Genomic DNA, 20093 nt, shown 5'->3' on the forward strand with positions numbered 1-20093 from the left:
GGGAGGGTGAGCGCGATGCCTGACATACGACCCACGGTGGGCTCCGGCGCGTTGGTCCTCAACGCCACCTACGAGCCGCTGTGTGTCGTGTCGGTGCGTCGAGCCGCGATCCTCGTTCTCTCCGCCAAGGCGGTCTGCGTCGCCGACGGTGACGGCATCCTGCACAGCGCGCGGGACGCGCTCCCAGTGCCATCGGTCGTCCGGTTGACCCGCTTCGTCCGCGTCCCGTACCGCACCCACGTCGGGCTCTCCCGCCGGGCGATCTTCGCCCGGGACGGGTGGCGGTGCGCCTACTGCCGAGGCCCGGCGGAGACCATCGACCACGTCTTCCCGCGGAGCCGGGGCGGTCGACACGCCTGGGAGAACGTGGTCGCCGCGTGCGCGCGGTGCAACCACACCAAGGGCGACAAGACCCCCGCCGAGCTGGGTTGGCGGCTGCACGCCCTGCCGGCCGCGCCAAAGGGCACCGCCTGGCGGGTGCTCGGGCACCGCGCCCCCGACCCGCGCTGGGCCGACTGGCTCGACCTGCGCGAGCCCGAAGCCGCAGCCTGACCCAGAGCCGCCCGCTGACCCAAACACCGCCGCCTGACCCGACGCCGCAACCGGGGCTGAAGCCACCCCTGAGCCCGGCGGCTCAAGGCGGCAATGGCCGGCGCGAGGGTTTGCGGGAGCCCGACCCGCGCAGGGATCAAGCCTGACCGCCCGGAGCGGGTCGGGCTCCCGCAACAACCCCAACCTCAGCCACCCTCACGCGACTTGACCAACGAGGCGAACACCACCACGTTGTCCGAGTAGCCGGTCTCGCCGCCGACCCAGCGGCCGCCGCAGGTGATCAGCCGGAGGCTCGGGCGGCTGAAGTCGCCGTACACCTCGTCCACCGGCAGCCGGCCCTTGTCGAACCGCTCCACCGAGTCGACCTCGAAGACGGCGATCCTGCCGTCCGAGCGGGTGACCTCGACCTGGTCGCCGGAACGCAACTCCCGCAGCTGGTGGAAGACCGCCGGCCCGCTGGTGGTGTCCACGTGCCCGACGATCACCGCCGGGCCGTACTGGCCGGGTGCGGGGCCCTGGTCGTACCAGCCGGCCTCCTGGGCGCGGGCCGCGTCCGGCACGGCGATGGTGCCGTCCGGGGCGATGCCCACGTCATGCACCGGCGCCTGCAGGTCCAGCGTGCGGATGGCCAGACCCGTCGGGCGGCTGGCGGGCAGTACCGGAAACTTCTTCGGCGGCGGCCGCAGACCGGCGCTGAGCCGGTCGGGCAGCATGCTGATCCCGGTCACCTGCTCGACGCCGAGCATCGCCACGATCAGCACCATCAGCGCGGCGACGGCCAGCACCGGCACTCCCGGTCCGGTGCCCAACCGCCACCGGGCCGGCGGCGACCCGGCCGGACGGCGTGGCGGCAGCGGGCGGGTCGCCGGGTCGGTGGTGGCTACGCTGGCCGACACCGCCTGCCCCGCGACCCGGCGCAGCCGGCCGGAGGCGCGGGCCAGCAGCCGGCCGGAGGCGCGGAGCGTTGCCCCGGCCCGGCTGCGGGCACCGTGGTCCGGCCGCGCACGCGCGGTTCTGCGGCTCATGGTTGATCCGGCTCAGGAGCCGGCTCCGGTCCGGCGCCGGTTCCCGGCCATGCCGAGCACGATCGCGGTGGCCACGAGCGCCACCCCGCCGAGTACCAGCAGCGATCCGGTGCCGTGACCGCCGGCCGTGCCGCCGCCCCCGGTCGCCGGCCCCTTGCTGGGTGAGGCCATGTTCAGCACGGTCAGCATGGTCGAGGCCGTCTGGCCGTTCTGGCAGCGCAGGTCGACCGGGTAGTCACCGGGCTGTTTGTCGCCCGGGACGGTCACCTCGCCGGTCAGGAACCCCTTGTCCGGTCTGAGCATCACGTTCCCGAACGCGTCGGAGTGCACGTTGGCCTGCTCATTGTTGTTGTTGTCGCAGCTCGCCCGGATATTGACCCGGCTGCCGGCCTGGACGCTGTTCGGCGTCACCTCGATGAAGGTGTTCTCACCGGCGCGTGCCGGCGAGACCGACATCAGGACGAATGCCCCGACCAGCCCGACCAGTGTCAGGGCGGCCGAGAGCGCGCGGTTGATCGTGCGAAGACCCTGCATGATTTCCCCCTCCCGGCGACGACCGCCGGAACCCTCCCCTGGGCACCGCGCTGATTTCCCGCTGGCCAGGGGGCAAACCCGCAGGAGGGCAGGGTGCGGGTGGGGTCAGCGGTGGCGTGAGGTGGTGCCGGCGGACGGGAGCGGGGTGATCGGCTGCCAGTCCAGCGGGGAGGACAGGACCATCGTGCTCGACGGCTGACCGTACGGGGCGAGTCGGTCGATGACCGCCTCGAACTCGCCGATCGAACCGGCCGCCACCTTGAGCATGCTGCACGCGTCCCCGGTGATCCGGTGGATCTCCAGGATCTCCGGCCAGCCGGCGACCGCGGGATCGTGCAGGATGCACCGCGCGCCGTAGCAGGACATCCGGATCAGGGCGACCACGGTGCGACCGGCCCGGGTCAGGTCGACGTGGGCGTGGTAGCCGGTGATCACCCCGGCCTCCTCCAGCCGGCGGACCCGTTCGGCGACCGCAGGTGGGGACAGGTGCACCCGCCGGGACAACTCGCTGAAGGAGAGCCGCGCGTCGGCCTGCAACTCACGCAGCAGCGCCCAGTCCATGTCGTCCACGCTCAGACCTTACTTTCGTGAACTCAATTCGCCTAGCTGCCTTTGTTTCACCAGGAGAACGCGGCGGAAGCCGTTGATCCGGCATTCCGCAGGCCGATCTGACCGCGAGATCATGACGTCGGCAGTCCGGGGGAGGGAGACCAATGGTGGATCAGACGGAGCGGCGGGCGCCGAACCGCGCCGCCACGGTGCGACCGGTGACCCCGCGGCAGCGGGCCGCCCGCGCCGCGCGCAACGGCGGCGAGCCGACGTTGGAGTTCGCCGAGCTGGTGCCGTACGACGCGTACGTGCAGGCGAGCGCCCTGCACCAGTTGCAGCACCCGCTCAGCACCGACCCGGGTGAGATGTCCTTCCTGGTGGTCAGCCAGATCATGGAGCTGTACTTCGGGCTGACCTGCCACGAGCTGCGGGAGACCCAGCGACTGCTGCGCGCCGACCGGGTCTGGGACGCGCTGGCCCCGCTGCGCCGCGCCACGCTGCACCTGGAGGGGCTGAATGCCGCCTGGCAGGGTCTGCGCTGGATGACGCCGGCCGACTTCAACCGGTTCCGCAACCTGCTCGGCGAGGGCTCCGGCTTCCAGTCGGCGATGTACCGGCAGCTGGAGTTCCTGCTCGGGCTGCGCGATCCGGCGCTGATCCGGCCGTTCCGCCGGCAGACCGAGGTGTACGCCGAGCTCAGCGCCGCCCTGGCCAGCCCGAGCCTCTGGGACGACGTGCTCGCGCTGCTCGCCCGGCACGGCTTCGACCTCCCCGCCGACCTGCTCGACCGGGACGTGGCGGTCGAGCACGACCCGCAGCCGTCGGTCGAGGCGGCCTGGGTGCGGATCTACGCCGACGCCGGCCCGGACAACCACCTGCGGCTGCTCGGCGAGGCGTTGAGCGGGGTCGCCGAGGAGTTCGGCGACTGGCGGTGGAACCACGTCAAGGCGGTGCAGCGGACAATGGGCGCCAAGGTCGGCAGCGGCGGCTCCGCCGGACTGGCGTGGTTGCAGCGCAGCATGGCCCGGGTGGTCTTCCCGGAGCTGTGGTCGGCCCGCACCGCGATGTGACCGGAGAGCGAGACACCCCTGTGCACACCCCTCAAACCGAGCCACTGGGCTTCGCCGCTGGCGAAGCGGAGGCCCGCCGCCTGGACGACGCCGACCCGGGCCACCGGCACCTGTTCCACGTGCCGCCGGCCGACGGCGGCAGCCACGCCGAGTCGGCGTACCTCGCCGGCAACTCGCTCGGACTGCAGCCCCGGGCCACCCGTGACGAACTCCTCGCCGATCTGGACGCCTGGCAGCGGCTCGGCGTCGAGGGGCACCTGGAGGCGGAGCGGGCCTGGCTGCCGTACCACGAGCTGTTGACGGCGCCGGCGGCCCGACTGGTCGGCGCCCGGCCCGCGGAGACCGTGGTGATGAACTCGCTCACGGTCAACCTGCACCTGCTGATGGTCAGCTTCTACCGCCCGGCCGGCGCCCGCACCCGCATCGTCATCGAGGACGCCGCGTTCCCCTCGGACAGCTACGCGGTGCGCAGCCAGGCGCGGTTCCACGGCCTGGACCCGGACGAGACCGTGGTCCGGCTGCGCCCGCGCCCCGGCGAGGACGCCCTGCGCACCGAGGACGTGACCGGATACCTGGCCGCCGAGGGTGACCGGGTGGCGCTGGTGCTGCTCGGCGGGGTCAACTACCTGACCGGCGAGCTGCTCGACATCCCGGCGATCACGGCCGCCGGCCGGGCGGCCGGCGCGGTGGTCGGTTGGGACCTGGCGCACGCGGTCGGCAATGTGCCGCTGGCCCTGCACGACTGGGACGTCGACTTCGCCGCCTGGTGCTCCTACAAGTACCTGAACTCGGGGCCGGGCGCGCTGGCCGGTGTCTTCGTGCACGAGCGGCACCTCGGCGACCCCGACCTGCCCCGCTTCGAGGGGTGGTGGAGCACCGCGGCGGCCACCCGGTTCGAGATGACGCCGGTGTCCCGGCCACCGGCCACCGTGGAGGCCTGGCAGATCTCCAACCCGCCGATCTTCGCGATGGGCCCGGTGCGCACCTCGCTGGAGCTGTTCGACGCGGTCGGCATGCCGGCGTTGCGCGTCCGCAGCCTGCGGCTCACCGGTTGGCTGGAGCAACTGCTCGACGAGGTCACCGCCGACCGGCCGCTGCGCGTCATCACCCCGCGCGACCCCGCCCGGCGGGGCTGCCAGCTCTCGGTGCGGATCGGCGCCGGTAGCGCCGCCGAGCTGACCAAGCGCCTGCGGCACGAACACGGCGTGATCGCGGACGCCCGGGAGCCGGACGTGGTCCGGTTCGCCCCGGTGCCGCTCTACTCCACGTATCACGACTGTTGGCGGGCCGCCGCAGCGCTCGCCGCGACGGTTGGGCAGGTGTCCTCATGACTTCCCAGCGCGACGAGATCGCGATCATCGGCGCCGGACTGGCTGGCTGCCTGGCCGCCTGCTTCCTGGCCCGGCGCGGCTACCCGGTGGCGCTCTACGAGCGCCGGCCGGACCCGCGCGCCGGCACGGCGGAGCGGGGCCGCTCCATCAACCTGGCGCTCTCCGAGCGCGGGCTGGACGCGCTGCGCCGGATCGGCCTCGACGAGCAGGTGATGACCGACGCCCTGCCGATGCGCGGCCGGATGATCCACCCGGTCGAGGGGGAGCCGCAGTTCCAGTCGTACAGCGCGGCCGGTGACCGGGCGATCAACTCGATCAGCCGGGGTGCGCTGAACAACGCCCTGCTGGACGCGGCCGCCGAGCTGCCCGGCGTACGGATCGTCTTCGATCACCGGCTGGTCGGGCTCGACCCGACCGACGGCGGCCTGACCTTCGACACCCCGCAGGGCCCGGTCACCGCCAAGGCGTCGGTGGTGCTTGGAGCCGACGGCGCGGGCTCGGCGGTACGCGGGCAGCTGCTGGCGCACGGGCTGCTGAGCGAGAGCGTGGATCTCCTCGACTACGGCTACAAGGAGCTGACCCTGCCGCCACTGGGCGGGGATTTCGCGCTGGATCCGGACGCGCTGCACATCTGGCCGCGCGGCACCTCGATGATGATCGCCCTGCCCAACCCGGACCGCTCCTTCACCTGCACGCTGTTCTGGCCCAACCAGGGCGCAGGCAGCTTCGCCTCGCTGGACAGCCCGGCCGCGATCGAGCGGCACTTCGCCCAGCACTACCCGGACGTGATCCCGCTGGCGCCGGGCCTGGTGGACGACTACCAGCACAACCCGGTGGGCGTGCTCGGCACGGTCCGCTGCACACCCTGGCAGGTCAACGGCACGGTCGGCCTGCTCGGCGACGCCGCGCACGCCATCGTGCCGTTCTACGGCCAGGGCGCCAACTGCGCCTTCGAGGACGTGGTGGAGCTGGACCGCTGTCTCGACGAGTGCGCCGACGACTGGGCGGCGGCGCTGCCCCTGTTCCAGCGGCGGCGGCAGGAGAACGCCGAGGCCATCGCGAGGATGGCGTTGACCAACTTCGTGGAGATGCGGGACAAGGTCGCCTCACCGGTCTTCCAGCTCGGTCGGCGGGTGGAGCACGCACTGGAACGGGCGCTGCCCGGCCGGTACGTTTCCCAGTACGAGCTGGTGTCCTTCTCCACCACCCCGTACGCCGAGGTTCGCCGTCGGGTCCGCCGGCAGCACCGGGCGCTCGGCGTGCTCGCCGGCGGCGCCGCGTTGCTGCTGGTCGGTGCGATCGGCGCGGCGCTCAGCCGAGGGAGGCGCGCATGACTGGCAGCTGGGATCCCCGACTGATGGACGGCCGGGCGCCAGCCGGGCCACCGCGGCTGCGCAACTTCGTGGCCGGCGAGTTCGTCGACGGAGGGCCGACGTTCACCAAAATGAGCCCGGTGACCGGCGAGCAGGTCTTCGAGGTGGCCGAGGCGTCGAAGTCCACCGTGGACGACGCGGTGGCCGCCGCCCGGGCCGCGCTGCGCGGGCCGTGGGGCCGGATGGGCGAACGCGAGCGCGCCGAGGTGCTGCGCCGGGTCGCCGACGAGCTGGAACGCCGCTTCGACGACCTGGTCACCGCCGAGGTCGCCGACACCGGCAAGTCCATCGCCCAGGCCCGCACGCTGGACATCCCTCGGGGCGCGGCGAACTTCCGGGCGTTCGCGGAGATCGTGGCGACCGCGCCCACCGAGTCGTTCACCACGGTCACGCCGACCGGCGGTCGGGCGCTCAACTACGCGGTCCGCAAGCCGGTCGGCGTGGTCGCGGTGATCGTGCCGTGGAACCTGCCGCTGCTGCTGCTCACCTGGAAGGTCGCCCCCGCGCTGGCCTGCGGCAACGCCGTGGTGATCAAGCCCAGCGAGGAGACGCCGGCCTCGGCGACGGTGCTCGCCGAGGTGATGGCCGCCGCCGGCGTACCGGCCGGGGTGTTCAACCTGGTGCACGGGTTCGGGCCCGACTCGGCCGGCGAGTTCCTCACCCGCCACCCCGGGGTGGACGCGATCACCTTCACCGGTGAGTCGGCCACCGGCGGCGCGATCATGCGAGCCGCCGCCGACGGGGTGAAGGCGGTGAGCTTCGAGCTGGGCGGCAAGAACGCCGGCCTGGTCTTCGCCGACGCCGACCTGGACGCTGCGGTGGCCGGCTCGGTGCGCTCCAGCTTCACCAACGGCGGGCAGGTCTGCCTCTGCACCGAGCGCATCTACGTCCAGCGTCCGATCTTCGAGGAGTTCACCGCCCGGCTGGCGAAGCGGGCCGGCGAGCTGGCGTACGGCTGGCCGGCCGACGAGGCGACGGCCACCATGCCGCTGATCTCCCATCAGCACCGGGCCAAGGTGCTCGGCCACTACGAGCTGGCCCGCGCCGAGGGCGCGAAGGTGCTGACCGGCGGCGGCACGCCCACCTTCGGTGACGCTCGCGACGGCGGGTCGTACGTGCAGCCGACGGTGCTCACCGGGCTCGGCGCGGACGCCCGCACCAACCGCGAGGAGATCTTCGGCCCGGTGGTGCACGTCGCGCCGTTCGACACCGAGGACGAGGCGTACGCGCTGGCCAACGGCACCGAGTACGGGCTGGCGGCGACGGTGTGGACCCGGGACGTGGGCCGTGCGCACCGGGCCGGTGCCCGGCTGGACGCCGGCATTGTCTGGGTCAACACCTGGTTCCTGCGCGACCTGCGTACCCCGTTCGGCGGGGTGAAGGCGTCCGGCATCGGCCGCGAGGGTGGCGTGCACTCGTTGAACTTCTACTCCGAACTCACCAACGTCTGCGTGGACCTGTCGTGAGCCACCGCAGCGAGGAGCGGGCATGAAAGCTGACATCGAGGCCGCCAACCGGGAGCTGGCCGAGGCCCGCACCACCGGCAAGCCGTGCCCACCCCTGCGCGGCCGGCTGCTGACGGAGGGCGACGTCGAGTCGGCGTACCGCGTGCAGCAGCTCCAGGCGCGGGCCTGGCAGGGTCAGGGCGAGCGCCGGGTCGGCGCGAAGATCGGGCTTACCTCCCGGGCGGTGCAGGAGAGCTTCGGGGTCTTCCAACCGGACTTCGGCATGCTGACCGACGCGATGGCCGTCGCCGACGGCGCCGAGGTGGCCATCGACCGGCTGCTCCAGCCGCGGGTCGAGGCGGAGGTCGCGTTCGTGCTCGGCAAGGATCTACCGGAGCCGCGGATCACCACGGTCGACCTGGTCCGCGCCGTCGACCACGTGCTGCCGGCGATCGAGATCGTCGACTCACGGATCGCCGCCTGGGACATCTCCATCGTGGACACGGTCGCCGACAACGCCTCCAGCGGGCTCTTCGTGCTCGGCACCACGCCGCGCCGGCTCGCCGACCTCGACCTGCGGCTCTGCGGGATGGTGCTGGAGCACGCCGGTGAGCCGGTCTCGGTGGGCGCCGGCGCGGCCTGCCTGGGCAACCCGCTGCACGCCCTGCACTGGCTGGCCGGCACGCTGGCTCGCGCGGGTGACCCGCTGCGCGCCGGGGACGTGGTGCTCTCCGGGGCCCTCGGCCCGATGGTTCCGGTCACTCCGGGGGCCGCGTACGAGGCGCGGATCTCCGGGCTGGGCTCGGTGCGGACGTGTTTCAGCAAGGAGGGTGGTCAGTGACGACCGGTGTGGCGGTGCTCGGTTCCGGAAACATCGGCACCGACCTGATGATCAAGGTGCTGCGGCTCAGCAGCCAGCTGCGGATGGTGGCGATGGCCGGCATCGATCCGGCCTCCGACGGCCTGGCACGGGCCCGCCGGCTCGGCGTGGCCACCACCGCCGAGGGCGTGGACGGGCTGGTCGCGATGCCGGAGTTCGCCGACGTCGAGCTGGTCTTCGACGCCACGTCGGCCGGCGCGCACCGGCGACACGACGAGGTGCTGCGCGCGCACGGCCGCACGGTGGTCGACCTGACCCCCGCCGCGCTCGGCCCGTACGTGGTGCCGCCGGTCAACCTCGACGAGCACCTGCACGAGCCGAACGTGAACATGGTGACCTGCGGCGGGCAGGCGACCGTGCCGATCGTCGCCGCGGTGCGCCGGGTCACCCCGGTGGCGTACGGGGAGATCGTCGCGTCGATCGCGTCCCGCTCGGCCGGGCCGGGCACCCGGGCCAACATCGACGAGTTCACCGAGACGACGGCCCGGGCCATCGAGGTGGTCGGCGGCGCCGAACGGGGCAAGGCGATCATCGTGCTGAACCCGGCGGACCCGCCGCTGCTGATGCGCGACACCGTCTACTGCCTCTGCCCGGACGCCGACGCCGACACCGCCGCCATCGCCGCCGGGGTGGCCGACATGGTGGCGACCGTGCAGGAGTACGTCCCCGGCTACCGCCTCAAGCAGGACGTGCAGTTCGACCGGGTGGAGGCGTACCTGCCGACGCTCGGGCGTCAGCTCACCGCCCTGCAGGTGTCGGTCTTCCTGGAGGTCTCCGGCGCCGGGCACTACCTGCCGGCGTACGCCGGCAATCTGGACATCATGACCTCCGCCGCGCTGCGTACCGCGGAGCGGCTGGTCGCGCTGCGTGAGGTGATCGCCCGATGACGGCCCTGTACATCCAGGACGTGACGCTGCGCGACGGCATGCACGCCATTGCCCACCGGTACACGGTCGACCAGGTGCGCGCCATCGCCGCCGCGCTGGACGCCGCCGGGGTGGCCGCTATCGAGGTGGCGCACGGCGACGGGCTCGCCGGCTCCAGCGTCAACTACGGCCACGGCGCGGCCAGCGACGCCGAGTGGATCTCCGCTGCCGCCGAGGTGCTGACCACGGCGAAGCTGACGACCCTGCTGCTGCCGGGCATCGGCACCATCGCCGACCTGAAGGCGGCGAAGGCCCTCGGGGTGACCAGCGTCCGCATCGCAACCCACTGCACGGAGGCCGACATCTCCGCCCAGCACATCTCCTGGGCGCGGGAGAACGGCATGGACGTGGCCGGGTTCCTGATGATGTCGCACATGAACGACCCGGCCGGGCTGGCCGGGCAGGCCAAGCTGATGGAGTCGTACGGCGCGCACTGCGTCTACGTCACCGACTCGGGTGGCCGGCTGCTGATGTCCGACGTGGCGCAGCGCGTCGACGCGTACCGGCAGGTGCTGGAGCCGGAGACGCAGATCGGCATCCACGCCCACCACAACCTGTCCCTCGGGGTGGCCAACAGCGTGCTCGCCGTCGAGCACGGCCGGGTCACCGGGTCCGCCCCGGCCGACGCCGACGCGGCGCACGGTCGGACCGTGCGGGTGGACGCCTCACTGGCCGGGATGGGCGCCGGCGCCGGCAACGCCCCGCTGGAGGTCTTCGTCGCGGTCGCCGAGCTGCACGGCTGGCGGCACGGCTGCGACGTGTTCGCGCTGATGGACGCCGCCGACGACCTGGTCCGTCCGCTGCAGGACCGGCCGGTCCAGGTGGACCGGGAGACGCTCTCCCTGGGGTACGCCGGGGTCTACTCCAGCTTCCTGCGGCACGCCGAACGGGCCTCGGCGAAGTACGGCGTCGACGTCCGTTCGATCCTGGTCGAGCTGGGACGGCGACGGATGGTCGGCGGCCAGGAGGACATGATCGTGGACGTGGCGCTGGACCTGGTGGGTCAGCGCGAGAAGAAGGTGGCGCAATGATCGGCGTGGACACCGTGGGCGTCGCGGCGAAACTCGGCGCGGCGGCGGACACCGCCACCGCCATTCCACAGCTCGCCGCGGAGGTGGGGCTGGACGTGCCGAGCGCGTACGGCGTGCAGGCGGCGCTGGTGCAGCGCCGACTGGACCGGGGTGAGCGGCTGGTCGGGCTGAAGATGGGTCTGACCAGCAAGGCGAAGATGGCGCAGGTCGGCGTGGACGAGGTGATCTGGGGGCGGCTCACCGACGCGATGCGGGTGCCCGACGGCGGCGTCGTCGACCCGGCCGCGTACATCCACCCCCGGGTCGAGCCGGAGGTGGCGTTCCTGCTGGACCGGCTGCCCGAGCCGGGCGAGCAGGTCGGCGACTTCGCCTCGGCGGTCCGCGCGGTCGCCCCGGCGATCGAGCTGATCGACTCCCGGTACGCCGACTTCCGGTTCTCCCTGCCGGACGTGATCGCAGACAACACCTCGGCCGCGGCGTTCGTCATCGGGCCGTGGTCGCCGGTGCCGGACGGGTTGGACAACCTCGGCGTGTTGCTGGAGGTCGACGGGCGGGTCGTTCAGGTCGGCTCGACGGCGGCGATCCTCGGCGATCCGCGTCGGGCGCTCGACGAGGGCATCCGGCTGGCCGGCCGGCACGGCGTGCGCCTGCAGTCCGGGTGGGTCTTCCTGGCCGGCGCCGCCACCGCCGCGGTGCCGCTGCGTCCGGGTGCGCACGTGCGGGCCGTGGTGGAGAAGCTCGGCACGGCGTCGTTGAAGGCGTCGGCATGAGCGGCGGGGCGCGGGTGGTGGCCGGAAAGGCCACACCGCGGGGGGCGTTTCCGCACGTCAAGGTCGCGGGCGGGTTCGTCTTCGTCTCCGGTACGTCGTCCCGGCGGGCGGACAACTCGTTCGCCGGTGTCGAGGTGGACGAGTTCGGGACGACGAACCTCGACATCCGGGTGCAGACGCGCGCGGTCGTCGAGAACGTCCGGGATCTGCTGCGCTCGGTCGGCGCCGACCTGGCCGACCTCGTCCAGGTGACGTCGTACCTGGTCAGCATGAACGACTTCGGTGGTTACAACGAGGTGTGGGCGGAGTTCTTCGACGCGTCCGGGCCGACCCGCACGACGGTGGCGGTGCACCAGTTGCCCCACCCGCACCTGCTCATCGAGATTCAGGCCGTGGCCCTTCTTCCCTCGGGAGGTCAGTCGTGAGTGAGATCGCCGAGCCGTTCAGTTTTCCGGGATGGATCGCGGACAACCAGCACCTGTTGAAGCCGCCGGTCGGCAACAAGGAGATGTTCCCCGGCGGGGACGACTTCATCGTGATGGTGGTGGGCGGGCCCAACCAGCGCACCGACTTCCACGTGGACCCGTACGAGGAGTTCTTCTACCAGGTCAAGGGCAACATGCACATCAACCTCATGAGCCCCGAGGGGCCGCGCACGGTGCACGTGCGCGAGGGGCAGATGTGGATGCTGCCGCGGAACACCCCGCACTCGCCGCAGCGGCCGGAGGCCGGTTCGATCGGTGTCGTGGTCGAGCGGGTCCGCGAGGAGGGCACGCTGGAGACGTTCCAGTGGTACTGCCCGGAGTGCGGGCACAAGGTGCACGAGGTCGAGTTGCAGGTCCGGGACATCGCCGCCGATCTGCCGCCGGTGTTCCAGGCGTTCTACGCCGATGAGGCCGCGCGTACCTGCGCCAACTGCGGCACGCTGCACCCGGGCAAGGGCTGATGCCCGCAGGCGTGGTCGACGTGCACACGCACGTCGTACCGAAGGGATGGCCGGACCTCGGCGCCGCGTGCGGCGGGTCCGGCTGGCCCTGGCTGCGGGTCGACTCCGAGCGGGCCGCGATGATCATGGTGGGGGAGTCGGAGTTCCGGCCGGTCGGCGCCGAGTGTTGGGATGCGGCGAGCCGACTGGCCGACATGGACGCGGACGGCGTGGACGTGCAGGTCGTCTCGCCGACACCGGTCTTCTTCAGCTACGACCGCCCCGCCGATCAGGCCGTGAAGGTCGCCCGGATCTTCAACGACCTGACCCTGGAGGTCACCGCGGGCGGCGGCGACCGGTTGGTGCCGTTCTGCCAGGTGCCGTTGCAGGACCCGGACGCCGCCTGCGCCGAACTGGACCGCTGCCTGGCCGCCGGGCACGTCGGCGTGGAGATCGGCAACCACGTCGGCGACCGGGACCTGGACGACGCCGGCGTGGTCACCTTCCTCCAGCACTGCGCTGAGGTGGGGGCGCCGGTCTTCGTCCATCCGTGGGACATGCCGGGCGGCCCCCGCCTGGACCGGTGGATGGCCCGCTGGCTCACCGGGATGCCCGCCGAGACGCACCTGTCGGTGTTGGCGATGATCCTGGGCGGCGTCTTCGACCGGGTGCCGGAGACGTTGCGGCTCTGCTTCGCGCACGGCGGCGGCAGCTTCCCGTTCTGGCTCGGCCGCGCCGACAACGCCTGGCACCGCCGTGGCGACCTGGTCCGTGGCGCGTCGGCAGCTCCGCCGAGCAGCTACGTCGACCGGTTCAGCGTCGACTCGGTGGTCTTCGCGCCGCCCGCGCTGCGCCTGCTGGTCGACACCATGGGAGAGGACCGCGTGCTGGTCGGCAGCGACTATCCGTACCCGTTGGGCGAGCGGCCGGCCGGCGCGGTGGTCCGCGCGGCCGACTTCCTCACCGCCGAGCAGCGCGACAAGGTCCTCGCCACCAACGCCCTGCGCTTCCTGCACGGCTGAGCGCGGTCGCCCTTGCTTGCTGGCTCGCCCCCCGCGGTGGCGGCCTTCCCAACGACGGTGGCGGCCTTACCCACCCCCTCGACAGCCTTTGCTCTGCTTCACTCCACGCAACACCGACCGTCCGGATATCGGACGCTCCCTTGTTGCGTGCGTTGAAGCAGTGCAAAGGCTGTCTGAAGGACTGTCGGCGGTCCGGCGGCAGCGGCGGAGCAATCGAGCGGGAACCGGGCGGGCACCCGCGACGAGCGGCTGTACGGCGACCAAGGGCGCGGCGGCGAGAGCGGCGGCGGCCGGTTGCCGATCGTCGGCGCGTGACGAGTGCACCGGAGGCCGGCGGCCGGCAGGATGACGGCATGGCCGACATGCACGACCTGACCGCGTTGGAGCAGGCCGCCGCCGTGGCGCGCGGCGAGCTGTCCAGCGGGGACCTGGTCGAGCACCACCTGCGCCGGGTGGCGGCGATCGGCGACACCGTGGGCGCTTTCGTCACGGTCACTCCGGAACTGGCCCGGGAGGCCGCCCGCGCGGCCGACGCCGTGCCCGCCGAGGGACGTGGCCCGCTGCACGGCGTACCGACCGCGATCAAGGACCTGACTCTGACCGCCGGGGTCCGCACCACCTTCGGGTCGGCTGCCTTCGTCGACTTCGTCCCGCCGGTCGACGCCGACGTGGTCCGGTTCATCAAGGCCGCCGGGCTGGTGAGCCTGGGCAAGACGACCACCTCCGAGCTGGGCTGCTCGCTCTACTCGGAGGGCCGGGTCGCGCCGCCGGCCCGCAATCCGTGGCAGCTCGCGTACACCGCCGGCGGCTCCAGCGGCGGCGCGGCGGCGGCGGTCGCGGCCGGGCTGGTCCCGGTCGCCCAGGGCTCCGACGGCGGCGGCTCGCTGCGCATCCCGGCGTCGCTCTGCGGCCTGGTCGGCTACAAACCCAGCCGCGGCCTGGTCTCCGGCGGGCCGCTCGGCTCCGGCGCTTTCGGCCTGCCCACCAGCGGGCCGCTCGGCCGGACCGTCACCGACGTCGCCGCACTACTCGACGTCATGGCCGTGCCGGTGCCCGGTGAGCCCTACCTGCCGCCGGCCGCGCCGCCCGGCGGTTACCTGGCCGCCGCCCGCCGGGCCGAGCCCGGCCGACTGCGGATCGGCCGGTTCACCACCCCGATGCTCGCCGACGAGCCGGTGCACCCCGACTGCGTGGCCGCCGTGGACCGGGCGGCCGCGCTGCTCACCGCCGCAGGCCACGAGGTGGTCGAGGTGCCGGCGCCGCTCGGGCCGGAGGCGTGGCCGCTGTTCGAAGTCATCTGGTACGTGCTGGCGCTGGCCCCGGTGCCACCGCAGCGGGAGTCGGAGCTGCTGCCGCTGACCCGGCTGCTGCGAGCCCGGGGTGCCGAGGTCTCCGCCGGCGCCCTGGCCGCCACCCTCGGCGAGTTGCAGGCCCAGGTACGCCTGGGCGCCCGCCGCACCGCAGGCTGCGATCTGCTGCTCTGTCCCACCCTGGCCACACCGCAGGCACCCGTCGGCTGGTTCACCGCGGACGGCGACCCGGCGGCCGATTTCGACCGGCAACGCCGCTTTTCGCCCTACTGCGCCATCTTCAACGTCACCGGCGATCCCTCCGTGTCCCTGCCGCTGGGCACGACCACCGACGGCCTGCCCGTCGGGGTGCTGCTCACCGGCCGGTACGGCGACGACGCGCGACTCATCGCGGCCGCTGCGCAACTGGAGAACTGGTGTGACCAATGGGATCGGCACCCCGCAATCTGGCGGGCCGTCGACTCCGCTAACGTGAATGGCGACGGAGTCGGCCGATCGCCATCATGATCGTTCATCCGACCCGGTTGTTCGAGGTCCTTCTTCCGCCTGGGGGCGTTGGGATTGTCTGTTACCGAGACGTTGCTGGTCTTCGTCGGCATCCCGGCGGCCGCAGTGCTGGTGATCGCCGGCCTGGCGTACGCCGGCGGCCGCGGCGGTGGTACCGGTGGTGGTGGTGGCTCCAAGCGCTACCGCCCGGGCCGACCCTTCGACTTCACTCCGGTCTGGTTCCTTGGCCGCCCGGAGCAGCTGGCCGACTCGGCCGGCACCGCGCTGACTGCGGGCGCGCAGGCGCCCGCGCTGACCAGCCACAAGCTTGAGCAGGCCAGCGTTGAGGCGCCGGCCGGTGGAACCGGAGGCGCAAGTGACCGTTGGTGAGGAGCAGGCCGGGACGGTAAATCCGCCCGAGGTGCTGGACGGGCCGTTCTCGACCCGTCAGTTGCTGCGCATCGACGAGGCGCTACGCCTGGCCGACCAGGGCACCGGCCTGGTCTTCTCGGTCTTCGTCGGCGGCCTCGACGAGCCGGTCCGGGAGCACGCCCAGCGGCTGCACCGCCAGCTCGCCAACCCCGACAAGTCGGTGCTGATCGCGGTGTCGCCCAACCAGCGGCAGCTGGAGATCGTCACCGGACGGCACTCCCGCAAGCGCATCCCCGACACGTACGCCAAGCTGGCCGCGCTCTCCATGGTCGGCGCGTTCAGCGGGGGCGACCTGGCCGGCGGCATCATCAACGGCCTCGACCAGCTCGCCAGCCACGCCGGCAAGGGCTGAGCCCTTCCTCATACGAGAAAGCCCGGCCCGCTTTCAGCGGGCCGGGCTTCGCTCTGTGCGGGCTGGTTTCACGCCGAGGGGCCGGCGCGGGCTGCCGCCCACGCCGACCCCTCGGTCGGATACGGCCGATCAGGCGCCCTGGGCGTCCTTCGCTCGGGCCTTGAGCGCCCGCACGACGCCGTCGCGGCCCTCGGCGACCAGCCGGCGCAGCGGGCCGGGGTGCCCGTCGCCGGCCAGCCACGCGTCGGTGGCCGCCACCGTGTCGTCCTCCACCAGGTAGGTCGGGTACGCCAGCTGGGCGAACTCCTGCGCCGGCTCGCTGTCCCGGGTGGCCCACACCTGGCCGACCGCCGCGAAGTACCGCTCCCGGTACGGGGCGACCAGCTCCACCTGCGCCGGGTGGGCGAAGCCCTGCAACAGCGCCCGGTGCCGCCAGTTGGGCAGCGCGTCCGGGCCGGTCAGCAGCGCCCACACGGCGGTCTTGTTCTCCGCGGTCGGCACCAGCGCGTGCGCGTACGCGGCCTCCCGCTCGCCACTGGCGGTGCGGTCACCGGCCAGCTCCGCCTCGACCTCGGCGGCGCCGGCCGCGCCGTTGGCCACCAGCGCGCCGAGCACCGTCCACCGCAGCTCGGTGTCCACGGTCAGCCCGGCCGGCGCGCCGGAGCCGTCCATCCAGCCGCGCAGGGTGGCCAGGTCCTCCTCGGAGCGGGCCGCCGAGGCGTACGCCCGGGCCCAGGCCAGCTGGAACCCGCTGCCCGCCTCGGCCGCCGCGAGCGCGTCCCTCGCGGTGCGGGCCAGCTCGGCCCAGCCGGTCGGCGCCCAGGCGGGGTCGGCGTACAGGGTGAGGGTGGTGGTCGCCTGCCGCAGGGTGGCGGTGACCAGGTTGATGTCGGTCTCGGCGGGCAGCCCGCTGACCACCAGCGCCACGTAGTCGCGGGCCGCCAGCTCCGCGTCGCGGGTCATGTCCCACGCCGCGGTCCAGCACAACGCCCGGGCCAGCGACGACTCGAAGCCACCGATGTGCTGCACCACCGTGGCCATCGACCGGTCGTCGAGGCGCAGCTTGGTGTAACTCAGGTCGTCGTCGTTGAGCAGCAGCACGTCGGCCGCCCGGACGCCGCGCAGCTCGGCGAGGTCGGTGCGCTCGCCGGTCACGTCCACCTCGTGCCGCTCGCGGCGGACCAGCCGCCCGTCGGTCAGGTCGTACAGGCCCACGCCGATCCGGTGCGTCCGCATCGTCGGGTACGCGGCCGGCGCCTCCTGCCGGACGACGACCTGCTGGTACGTGCCGTCCGCGCCGATCGTCACCTCCGGGCGCAGCGTGTTGACCTGCGCGGTCTCCAGCCACTGCGCGGCGAACTTGCGCAGCTCCCGGCCCGAGGCCGCCTCCAGCTCGGTGAGCAGGTCGTCGAAGGTGGCGTTGCCCCAGGCGTGCTTGCCAAAGTATGCCCGCAGCCCGGCCACGAACGGCTCCTCACCCACGTACGCGACGAGCTGCTTGAGCACGCTCGCGCCCTTGGCGTAGGTGATGCCGTCGAAGTTGACCTCCACGGCCTCCATGTCCGGCATCTCGGTGTAGACCGGGTGGGTGGAGGAGAGCTGGTCCTGCCGGTAGCCCCAGTTCTTCCGGATGGACAGGAACGTCGTCCACGCCTCGGTGAAGCGGGTGGCGTTGGTGTTGCACCAGTGGCTGGCCCACTCGGCGAACGACTCGTTCAGCCACAGGTCGTTCCACCAGCGCATGGTGACCAGGTCGCCGAACCACATGTGGGCCATCTCGTGCAGGATCGTGTTGGCGCGCTGCTCGTACTCGAAGTCGGTGACCTGCGAGCGGAACAGGTAGTGCGACTCGGCGTGCGTCACGCAGCCGAAGTTCTCCATCGCGCCGGCGTTGAAGTCGGGCACCCAGAGCTGGTCGTACTTCGGCAGCGGGTAGCGCACCCCGAACTTCTCGTGGAAGAAGTCGAAGCCCTGCTTGGTGATCAGGAACAGGTCGTCCGTGTCGAGGTAGGGCGCCATCGACGCCCGGCAGAACGCGCCCAGGTCGATGCCGTCGTGGGTGTCGCGCACCTCGTGGTACGGCCCGGCGCACATCGCCGTGATGTAGGTGCTCATCCGGGGCGACTCGGTGAAGTGCAGCGTCTTGAGCCCCTCACCCGCCGGCTCCTCGCGCTGCACCGGCATGTTGGACACCGCCCGCCAGTGCGCCGGCACGGTGGCGTGCCAGGTGTACACGCTCTTCAGGTCCGGCTGGTCGAAGCAGGCGAAGACCCGCTGCGCGTCGGCCGTTTCGAACTGGCTGTAGAGGTACGTCTCGCCGTCCACCGGGTCGACCGTGCGGTGCAGCCCCTGACCACTGTTGGAATAGCCGAAGTCGGCGTCGACCACCAGGGTGTTCTCGCTGTCCAGCCCGGACAGGGTCAGGCCCTTCTCGGCCGACCAGTCGGACAGGTCGACCGGAGCGCCGTTCAAGGTGGCGGAACGCACCGCGTCGGCGGCCACCTCGATGAACGTGCTCGCGCCCGGCTCGGCACAGCGGAACCGGACCTCGGTCGTCGACCGGAACGTGCGGCCGTCGGCCGCCAGCACGGCCGTCGACAGGTCCAGACTGATGTCGTACCCCGTAACGTCGAGCAGGCGGGCCCGCTCGGTCGCCTCCACCTGCGTCAGGTTGCGCACTCCCGGCACTGTTCGTCTCCATCCCACGTCTCGCCGTACGCCCGGCGGCGCCCGTCCGCCGACCGCTCGTGGCGGCCGGTCCGGATCCGAGTCTTCCACGTACCGGCAGCCGCCGGTGGCCGAGGTCACGCTCTGATTCGGGTGCCAGCCGGCGCGGCCCGGGGTGAAGATTCGTGGAGACGCCGGATCGCCGGCGCCACCTGTCGCGAAGGGACCTCACCGTGACCGAACGTGTCGCCGTGGACATGTGGTTCGATCCGATCTGCCCGTGGGCGTGGATCACCTCCCGCTGGCTGTTGGAGGTCGAGCAGGTCCGGGACGTGGACATCCGTTTCCACGTGATGAGCCTGTCGGTGCTCAACGAGGGCCGGGACCTGCCCGAGCAGTACCAGGAGCTGATGAAGAGCGGCTGGGGTCCAGTGCGGGTCTGCATCGCCGTGGAGGAGCGCTACGGCTCGGATGCCGTCCGCAAGCTCTACACGGCGCTGGGCACCCGGATCCACCTCGGCAAGGAGCAGCTCGGGCCGGAGCTGTTCGCCGCCGCGCTGACCGACGCCGGCCTGGACCCGTCGTTGGCCGAGGTGGCCGGCGGCACCGAGCACGACGCGGCGCTGCGGGCCAGCCACGAGGCCGGTATGCGGCCGGTCGGGCAGGACGTGGGCACCCCGGTGATCCACGCACCCGGCCCGGACGGTGGCCAGGTCGCGTTCTTCGGCCCGGTGATCACGCCGGCGCCGAAGGGGGAGGCTGCCGGCCGGCTCTGGGACGGCGTACTGCTGGTCGCCGGCACCCCGGGCTTCTACGAGCTCAAGCGCACCCGCGAGCAGGGCCCGATCTTCGACTGATCCACGACCACCACGCGCCCCCGTTCCGGACACCGTCGGTTGCCCGGGCGGGGGCGCGTCGCGTCGGACGCCGGGTGCGCCGCCGGGGCCGGGAACGGTCACGGCGTCACCGGTGGACGGGCGGCCTCGTTTCCCTCGGTGTCCGCCGCAGCGACCCGCAGGGCCGCACCCCGCAGCTCGTGGAGGCAATCCCGATGGCCAAGCACCGTGCGTCCGGTGACGATCAACTGACCCGGCAGGGGGTGATCGAGACTTCCGGCGCGGCCTACTGGTCGGTCGACGACTCCCGCTGGCCGGTGGTTCGTCCCGACCTTCCCGCCCACCTGGTGGACCTGCTCGCCCCGCCCATCGTGGTCGGCGTGGCCCGGGTCCCGGTCACCTCCCGCCTGACCCCGCCCGCCGACAGCCCGCCGGCGGAGCCGCTCGGGATCCCCGCGCTGGCCGTCCAGGCGGCTCCCGTACCGTCGGCGCCCGCGCCGGCCCCGCTGTCGGCGGCCACACCGTCGGCGGACGCGCCGGCCCCGCTGTCGGCGGCCGCGCCGGCCGAACCCGCGCC

Annotated in this window: 21 protein-coding genes; 17 read left to right on the top strand and 4 right to left on the bottom strand. The window is 72.7% G+C overall.

The features are described 5' to 3' along the window. The first annotated feature begins 15 nt into the window (after positions 1–15). Entirely contained in the window at positions 16–552 is a 537-nt protein-coding gene (locus ACWD6N_RS03125) for an HNH endonuclease (protein ID WP_074313833.1), read from the top strand. Between the two features lie 185 nt (positions 553–737). Here ACWD6N_RS03125 and ACWD6N_RS03130 read toward each other — a convergent pair whose 3' ends face one another. From ACWD6N_RS03130 to ACWD6N_RS03140, 3 genes are all read right to left on the bottom strand, one after another. Further along, positions 738–1577, bottom strand: a complete 840-nt coding sequence (locus ACWD6N_RS03130; RefSeq protein ID WP_354963972.1) for a class F sortase — start codon at positions 1575–1577, stop codon at positions 738–740. A 12-nt stretch (positions 1578–1589) separates the two neighbouring features. Continuing rightward, on the bottom strand, positions 1590–2063 hold the full coding sequence (locus tag ACWD6N_RS03135; protein ID WP_387326240.1) for a hypothetical protein: 474 nt from the start codon (positions 2061–2063) through the stop codon (positions 1590–1592). A 153-nt stretch (positions 2064–2216) separates the two neighbouring features. After that, complete coding sequence (locus ACWD6N_RS03140) at positions 2217–2681, bottom strand: Lrp/AsnC family transcriptional regulator (RefSeq protein WP_354963973.1); 465 nt, start codon at positions 2679–2681, stop codon at positions 2217–2219. A 146-nt stretch (positions 2682–2827) separates the two neighbouring features. On the opposite strand from ACWD6N_RS03140, the gene ACWD6N_RS03145 reads away from it, so the two are divergent. The 14 genes from ACWD6N_RS03145 to ACWD6N_RS03210 all read left to right on the top strand — a co-directional run bounded on the left by ACWD6N_RS03145 (position 2828) and on the right by ACWD6N_RS03210 (position 16013). Next, positions 2828–3730, top strand: coding sequence for a tryptophan 2,3-dioxygenase (locus ACWD6N_RS03145; RefSeq protein WP_354963974.1), 903 nt, complete (start codon positions 2828–2830; stop codon positions 3728–3730). Positions 3731–3750: 20 nt separating this feature from the next. Beyond that, on the top strand, positions 3751–5061 hold the full coding sequence (gene kynU, locus ACWD6N_RS03150; RefSeq protein WP_354963975.1) for a kynureninase: 1311 nt from the start codon (positions 3751–3753) through the stop codon (positions 5059–5061). Continuing rightward, positions 5058–6395, top strand: coding sequence for an FAD-dependent oxidoreductase (locus ACWD6N_RS03155; RefSeq protein ID WP_354963976.1), 1338 nt, complete (start codon positions 5058–5060; stop codon positions 6393–6395). Before kynU ends, ACWD6N_RS03155 begins: the two co-directional genes overlap by 4 nt. A 23-nt stretch (positions 6396–6418) precedes the next feature. After that, positions 6419–7900 carry a 2-hydroxymuconic semialdehyde dehydrogenase gene (locus tag ACWD6N_RS03160; protein WP_354964027.1) on the top strand — a complete coding sequence of 494 codons (1482 nt, stop codon included), beginning with the start codon at positions 6419–6421 and terminating at the stop codon, positions 7898–7900. Positions 7901–7922: 22 nt separating this feature from the next. Continuing rightward, positions 7923–8720, top strand: coding sequence for a 2-keto-4-pentenoate hydratase (locus tag ACWD6N_RS03165; protein ID WP_354963977.1), 798 nt, complete (start codon positions 7923–7925; stop codon positions 8718–8720). Then, on the top strand, positions 8717–9646 hold the full coding sequence (locus ACWD6N_RS03170) for an acetaldehyde dehydrogenase (acetylating) (RefSeq protein ID WP_354963978.1): 930 nt from the start codon (positions 8717–8719) through the stop codon (positions 9644–9646). The genes ACWD6N_RS03165 and ACWD6N_RS03170 overlap by 4 nt, the downstream gene beginning before the upstream one ends. Then, a complete protein-coding gene (gene dmpG, locus ACWD6N_RS03175; protein ID WP_354963979.1) occupies positions 9643–10716 on the top strand; it encodes a 4-hydroxy-2-oxovalerate aldolase in 1074 nt (357 codons plus the stop codon). Before ACWD6N_RS03170 ends, dmpG begins: the two co-directional genes overlap by 4 nt. Continuing rightward, positions 10713–11486, top strand: coding sequence for a 2-keto-4-pentenoate hydratase (locus ACWD6N_RS03180; protein ID WP_354963980.1), 774 nt, complete (start codon positions 10713–10715; stop codon positions 11484–11486). The genes dmpG and ACWD6N_RS03180 overlap by 4 nt, the downstream gene beginning before the upstream one ends. Then, the gene (locus ACWD6N_RS03185) at positions 11483–11911 is read left to right on the top strand and encodes a RidA family protein (protein ID WP_354963981.1); all 429 of its coding nucleotides are present in this window, start codon (positions 11483–11485) and stop codon (positions 11909–11911) included. The genes ACWD6N_RS03180 and ACWD6N_RS03185 overlap by 4 nt, the downstream gene beginning before the upstream one ends. Continuing rightward, a complete protein-coding gene (locus ACWD6N_RS03190; RefSeq protein ID WP_354963982.1) occupies positions 11908–12432 on the top strand; it encodes a 3-hydroxyanthranilate 3,4-dioxygenase in 525 nt (174 codons plus the stop codon). Before ACWD6N_RS03185 ends, ACWD6N_RS03190 begins: the two co-directional genes overlap by 4 nt. Next, positions 12432–13433, top strand: coding sequence for an amidohydrolase family protein (locus tag ACWD6N_RS03195; RefSeq protein ID WP_354963983.1), 1002 nt, complete (start codon positions 12432–12434; stop codon positions 13431–13433). The genes ACWD6N_RS03190 and ACWD6N_RS03195 overlap by 1 nt, the downstream gene beginning before the upstream one ends. 353 nt (positions 13434–13786) lie before the next feature. Beyond that, entirely contained in the window at positions 13787–15250 is a 1464-nt protein-coding gene (locus ACWD6N_RS03200) for an amidase (RefSeq protein ID WP_354964028.1), read from the top strand. Between the two features lie 48 nt (positions 15251–15298). Continuing rightward, the gene (ctaJ, locus tag ACWD6N_RS03205; protein WP_449937138.1) at positions 15299–15619 is read left to right on the top strand and encodes an aa3-type cytochrome oxidase subunit CtaJ; all 321 of its coding nucleotides are present in this window, start codon (positions 15299–15301) and stop codon (positions 15617–15619) included. Continuing rightward, positions 15606–16013: a DUF5130 family protein gene (locus ACWD6N_RS03210; protein WP_354963984.1), complete on the top strand. Its 408-nt coding sequence runs from the start codon at positions 15606–15608 to the stop codon at positions 16011–16013. The genes ctaJ and ACWD6N_RS03210 overlap by 14 nt, the downstream gene beginning before the upstream one ends. Positions 16014–16142: 129 nt before the next feature. Here the strand turns inward: ACWD6N_RS03210 and pepN are convergent, their stop codons facing one another. After that, entirely contained in the window at positions 16143–18692 is a 2550-nt protein-coding gene (gene pepN / locus ACWD6N_RS03215; protein ID WP_354963985.1) for an aminopeptidase N, read from the bottom strand. A 221-nt stretch (positions 18693–18913) separates the two neighbouring features. Between pepN and ACWD6N_RS03220 the strand changes: the two genes are divergently transcribed. Then, on the top strand, positions 18914–19537 hold the full coding sequence (locus ACWD6N_RS03220; protein ID WP_354963986.1) for a mycothiol-dependent nitroreductase Rv2466c family protein: 624 nt from the start codon (positions 18914–18916) through the stop codon (positions 19535–19537). Between the two features lie 194 nt (positions 19538–19731). Beyond that, positions 19732–20093 (top strand): hypothetical protein (locus ACWD6N_RS03225; RefSeq protein WP_450004383.1); only part of this gene is annotated, 362 nt, incomplete at its 3' end.

This window comes from Micromonospora sp. NPDC005163 (assembly GCF_053599835.1).

What these genes read in the sequence shown, in the direction of transcription:
- ACWD6N_RS03125 (WP_074313833.1), top strand. Translation starts at nt 16, where the DNA reads ATGCCTGACATACGACCCACGGTGGGCTCCGGCGCGTTGGTCCTCAAC.
- ACWD6N_RS03130 (WP_354963972.1), bottom strand. Translation starts at nt 1,577, where the DNA reads ATGAGCCGCAGAACCGCGCGTGCGCGGCCGGACCACGGTGCCCGCAGC.
- ACWD6N_RS03155 (WP_354963976.1), top strand. Translation starts at nt 5,058, where the DNA reads ATGACTTCCCAGCGCGACGAGATCGCGATCATCGGCGCCGGACTGGCT.
- ACWD6N_RS03160 (WP_354964027.1), top strand. Translation starts at nt 6,419, where the DNA reads ATGGACGGCCGGGCGCCAGCCGGGCCACCGCGGCTGCGCAACTTCGTG.
- ACWD6N_RS03165 (WP_354963977.1), top strand. Translation starts at nt 7,923, where the DNA reads ATGAAAGCTGACATCGAGGCCGCCAACCGGGAGCTGGCCGAGGCCCGC.
- dmpG (WP_354963979.1), top strand. Translation starts at nt 9,643, where the DNA reads ATGACGGCCCTGTACATCCAGGACGTGACGCTGCGCGACGGCATGCAC.
- ACWD6N_RS03180 (WP_354963980.1), top strand. Translation starts at nt 10,713, where the DNA reads ATGATCGGCGTGGACACCGTGGGCGTCGCGGCGAAACTCGGCGCGGCG.
- ACWD6N_RS03185 (WP_354963981.1), top strand. Translation starts at nt 11,483, where the DNA reads ATGAGCGGCGGGGCGCGGGTGGTGGCCGGAAAGGCCACACCGCGGGGG.
- ACWD6N_RS03195 (WP_354963983.1), top strand. Translation starts at nt 12,432, where the DNA reads ATGCCCGCAGGCGTGGTCGACGTGCACACGCACGTCGTACCGAAGGGA.
- ACWD6N_RS03200 (WP_354964028.1), top strand. Translation starts at nt 13,787, where the DNA reads ATGGCCGACATGCACGACCTGACCGCGTTGGAGCAGGCCGCCGCCGTG.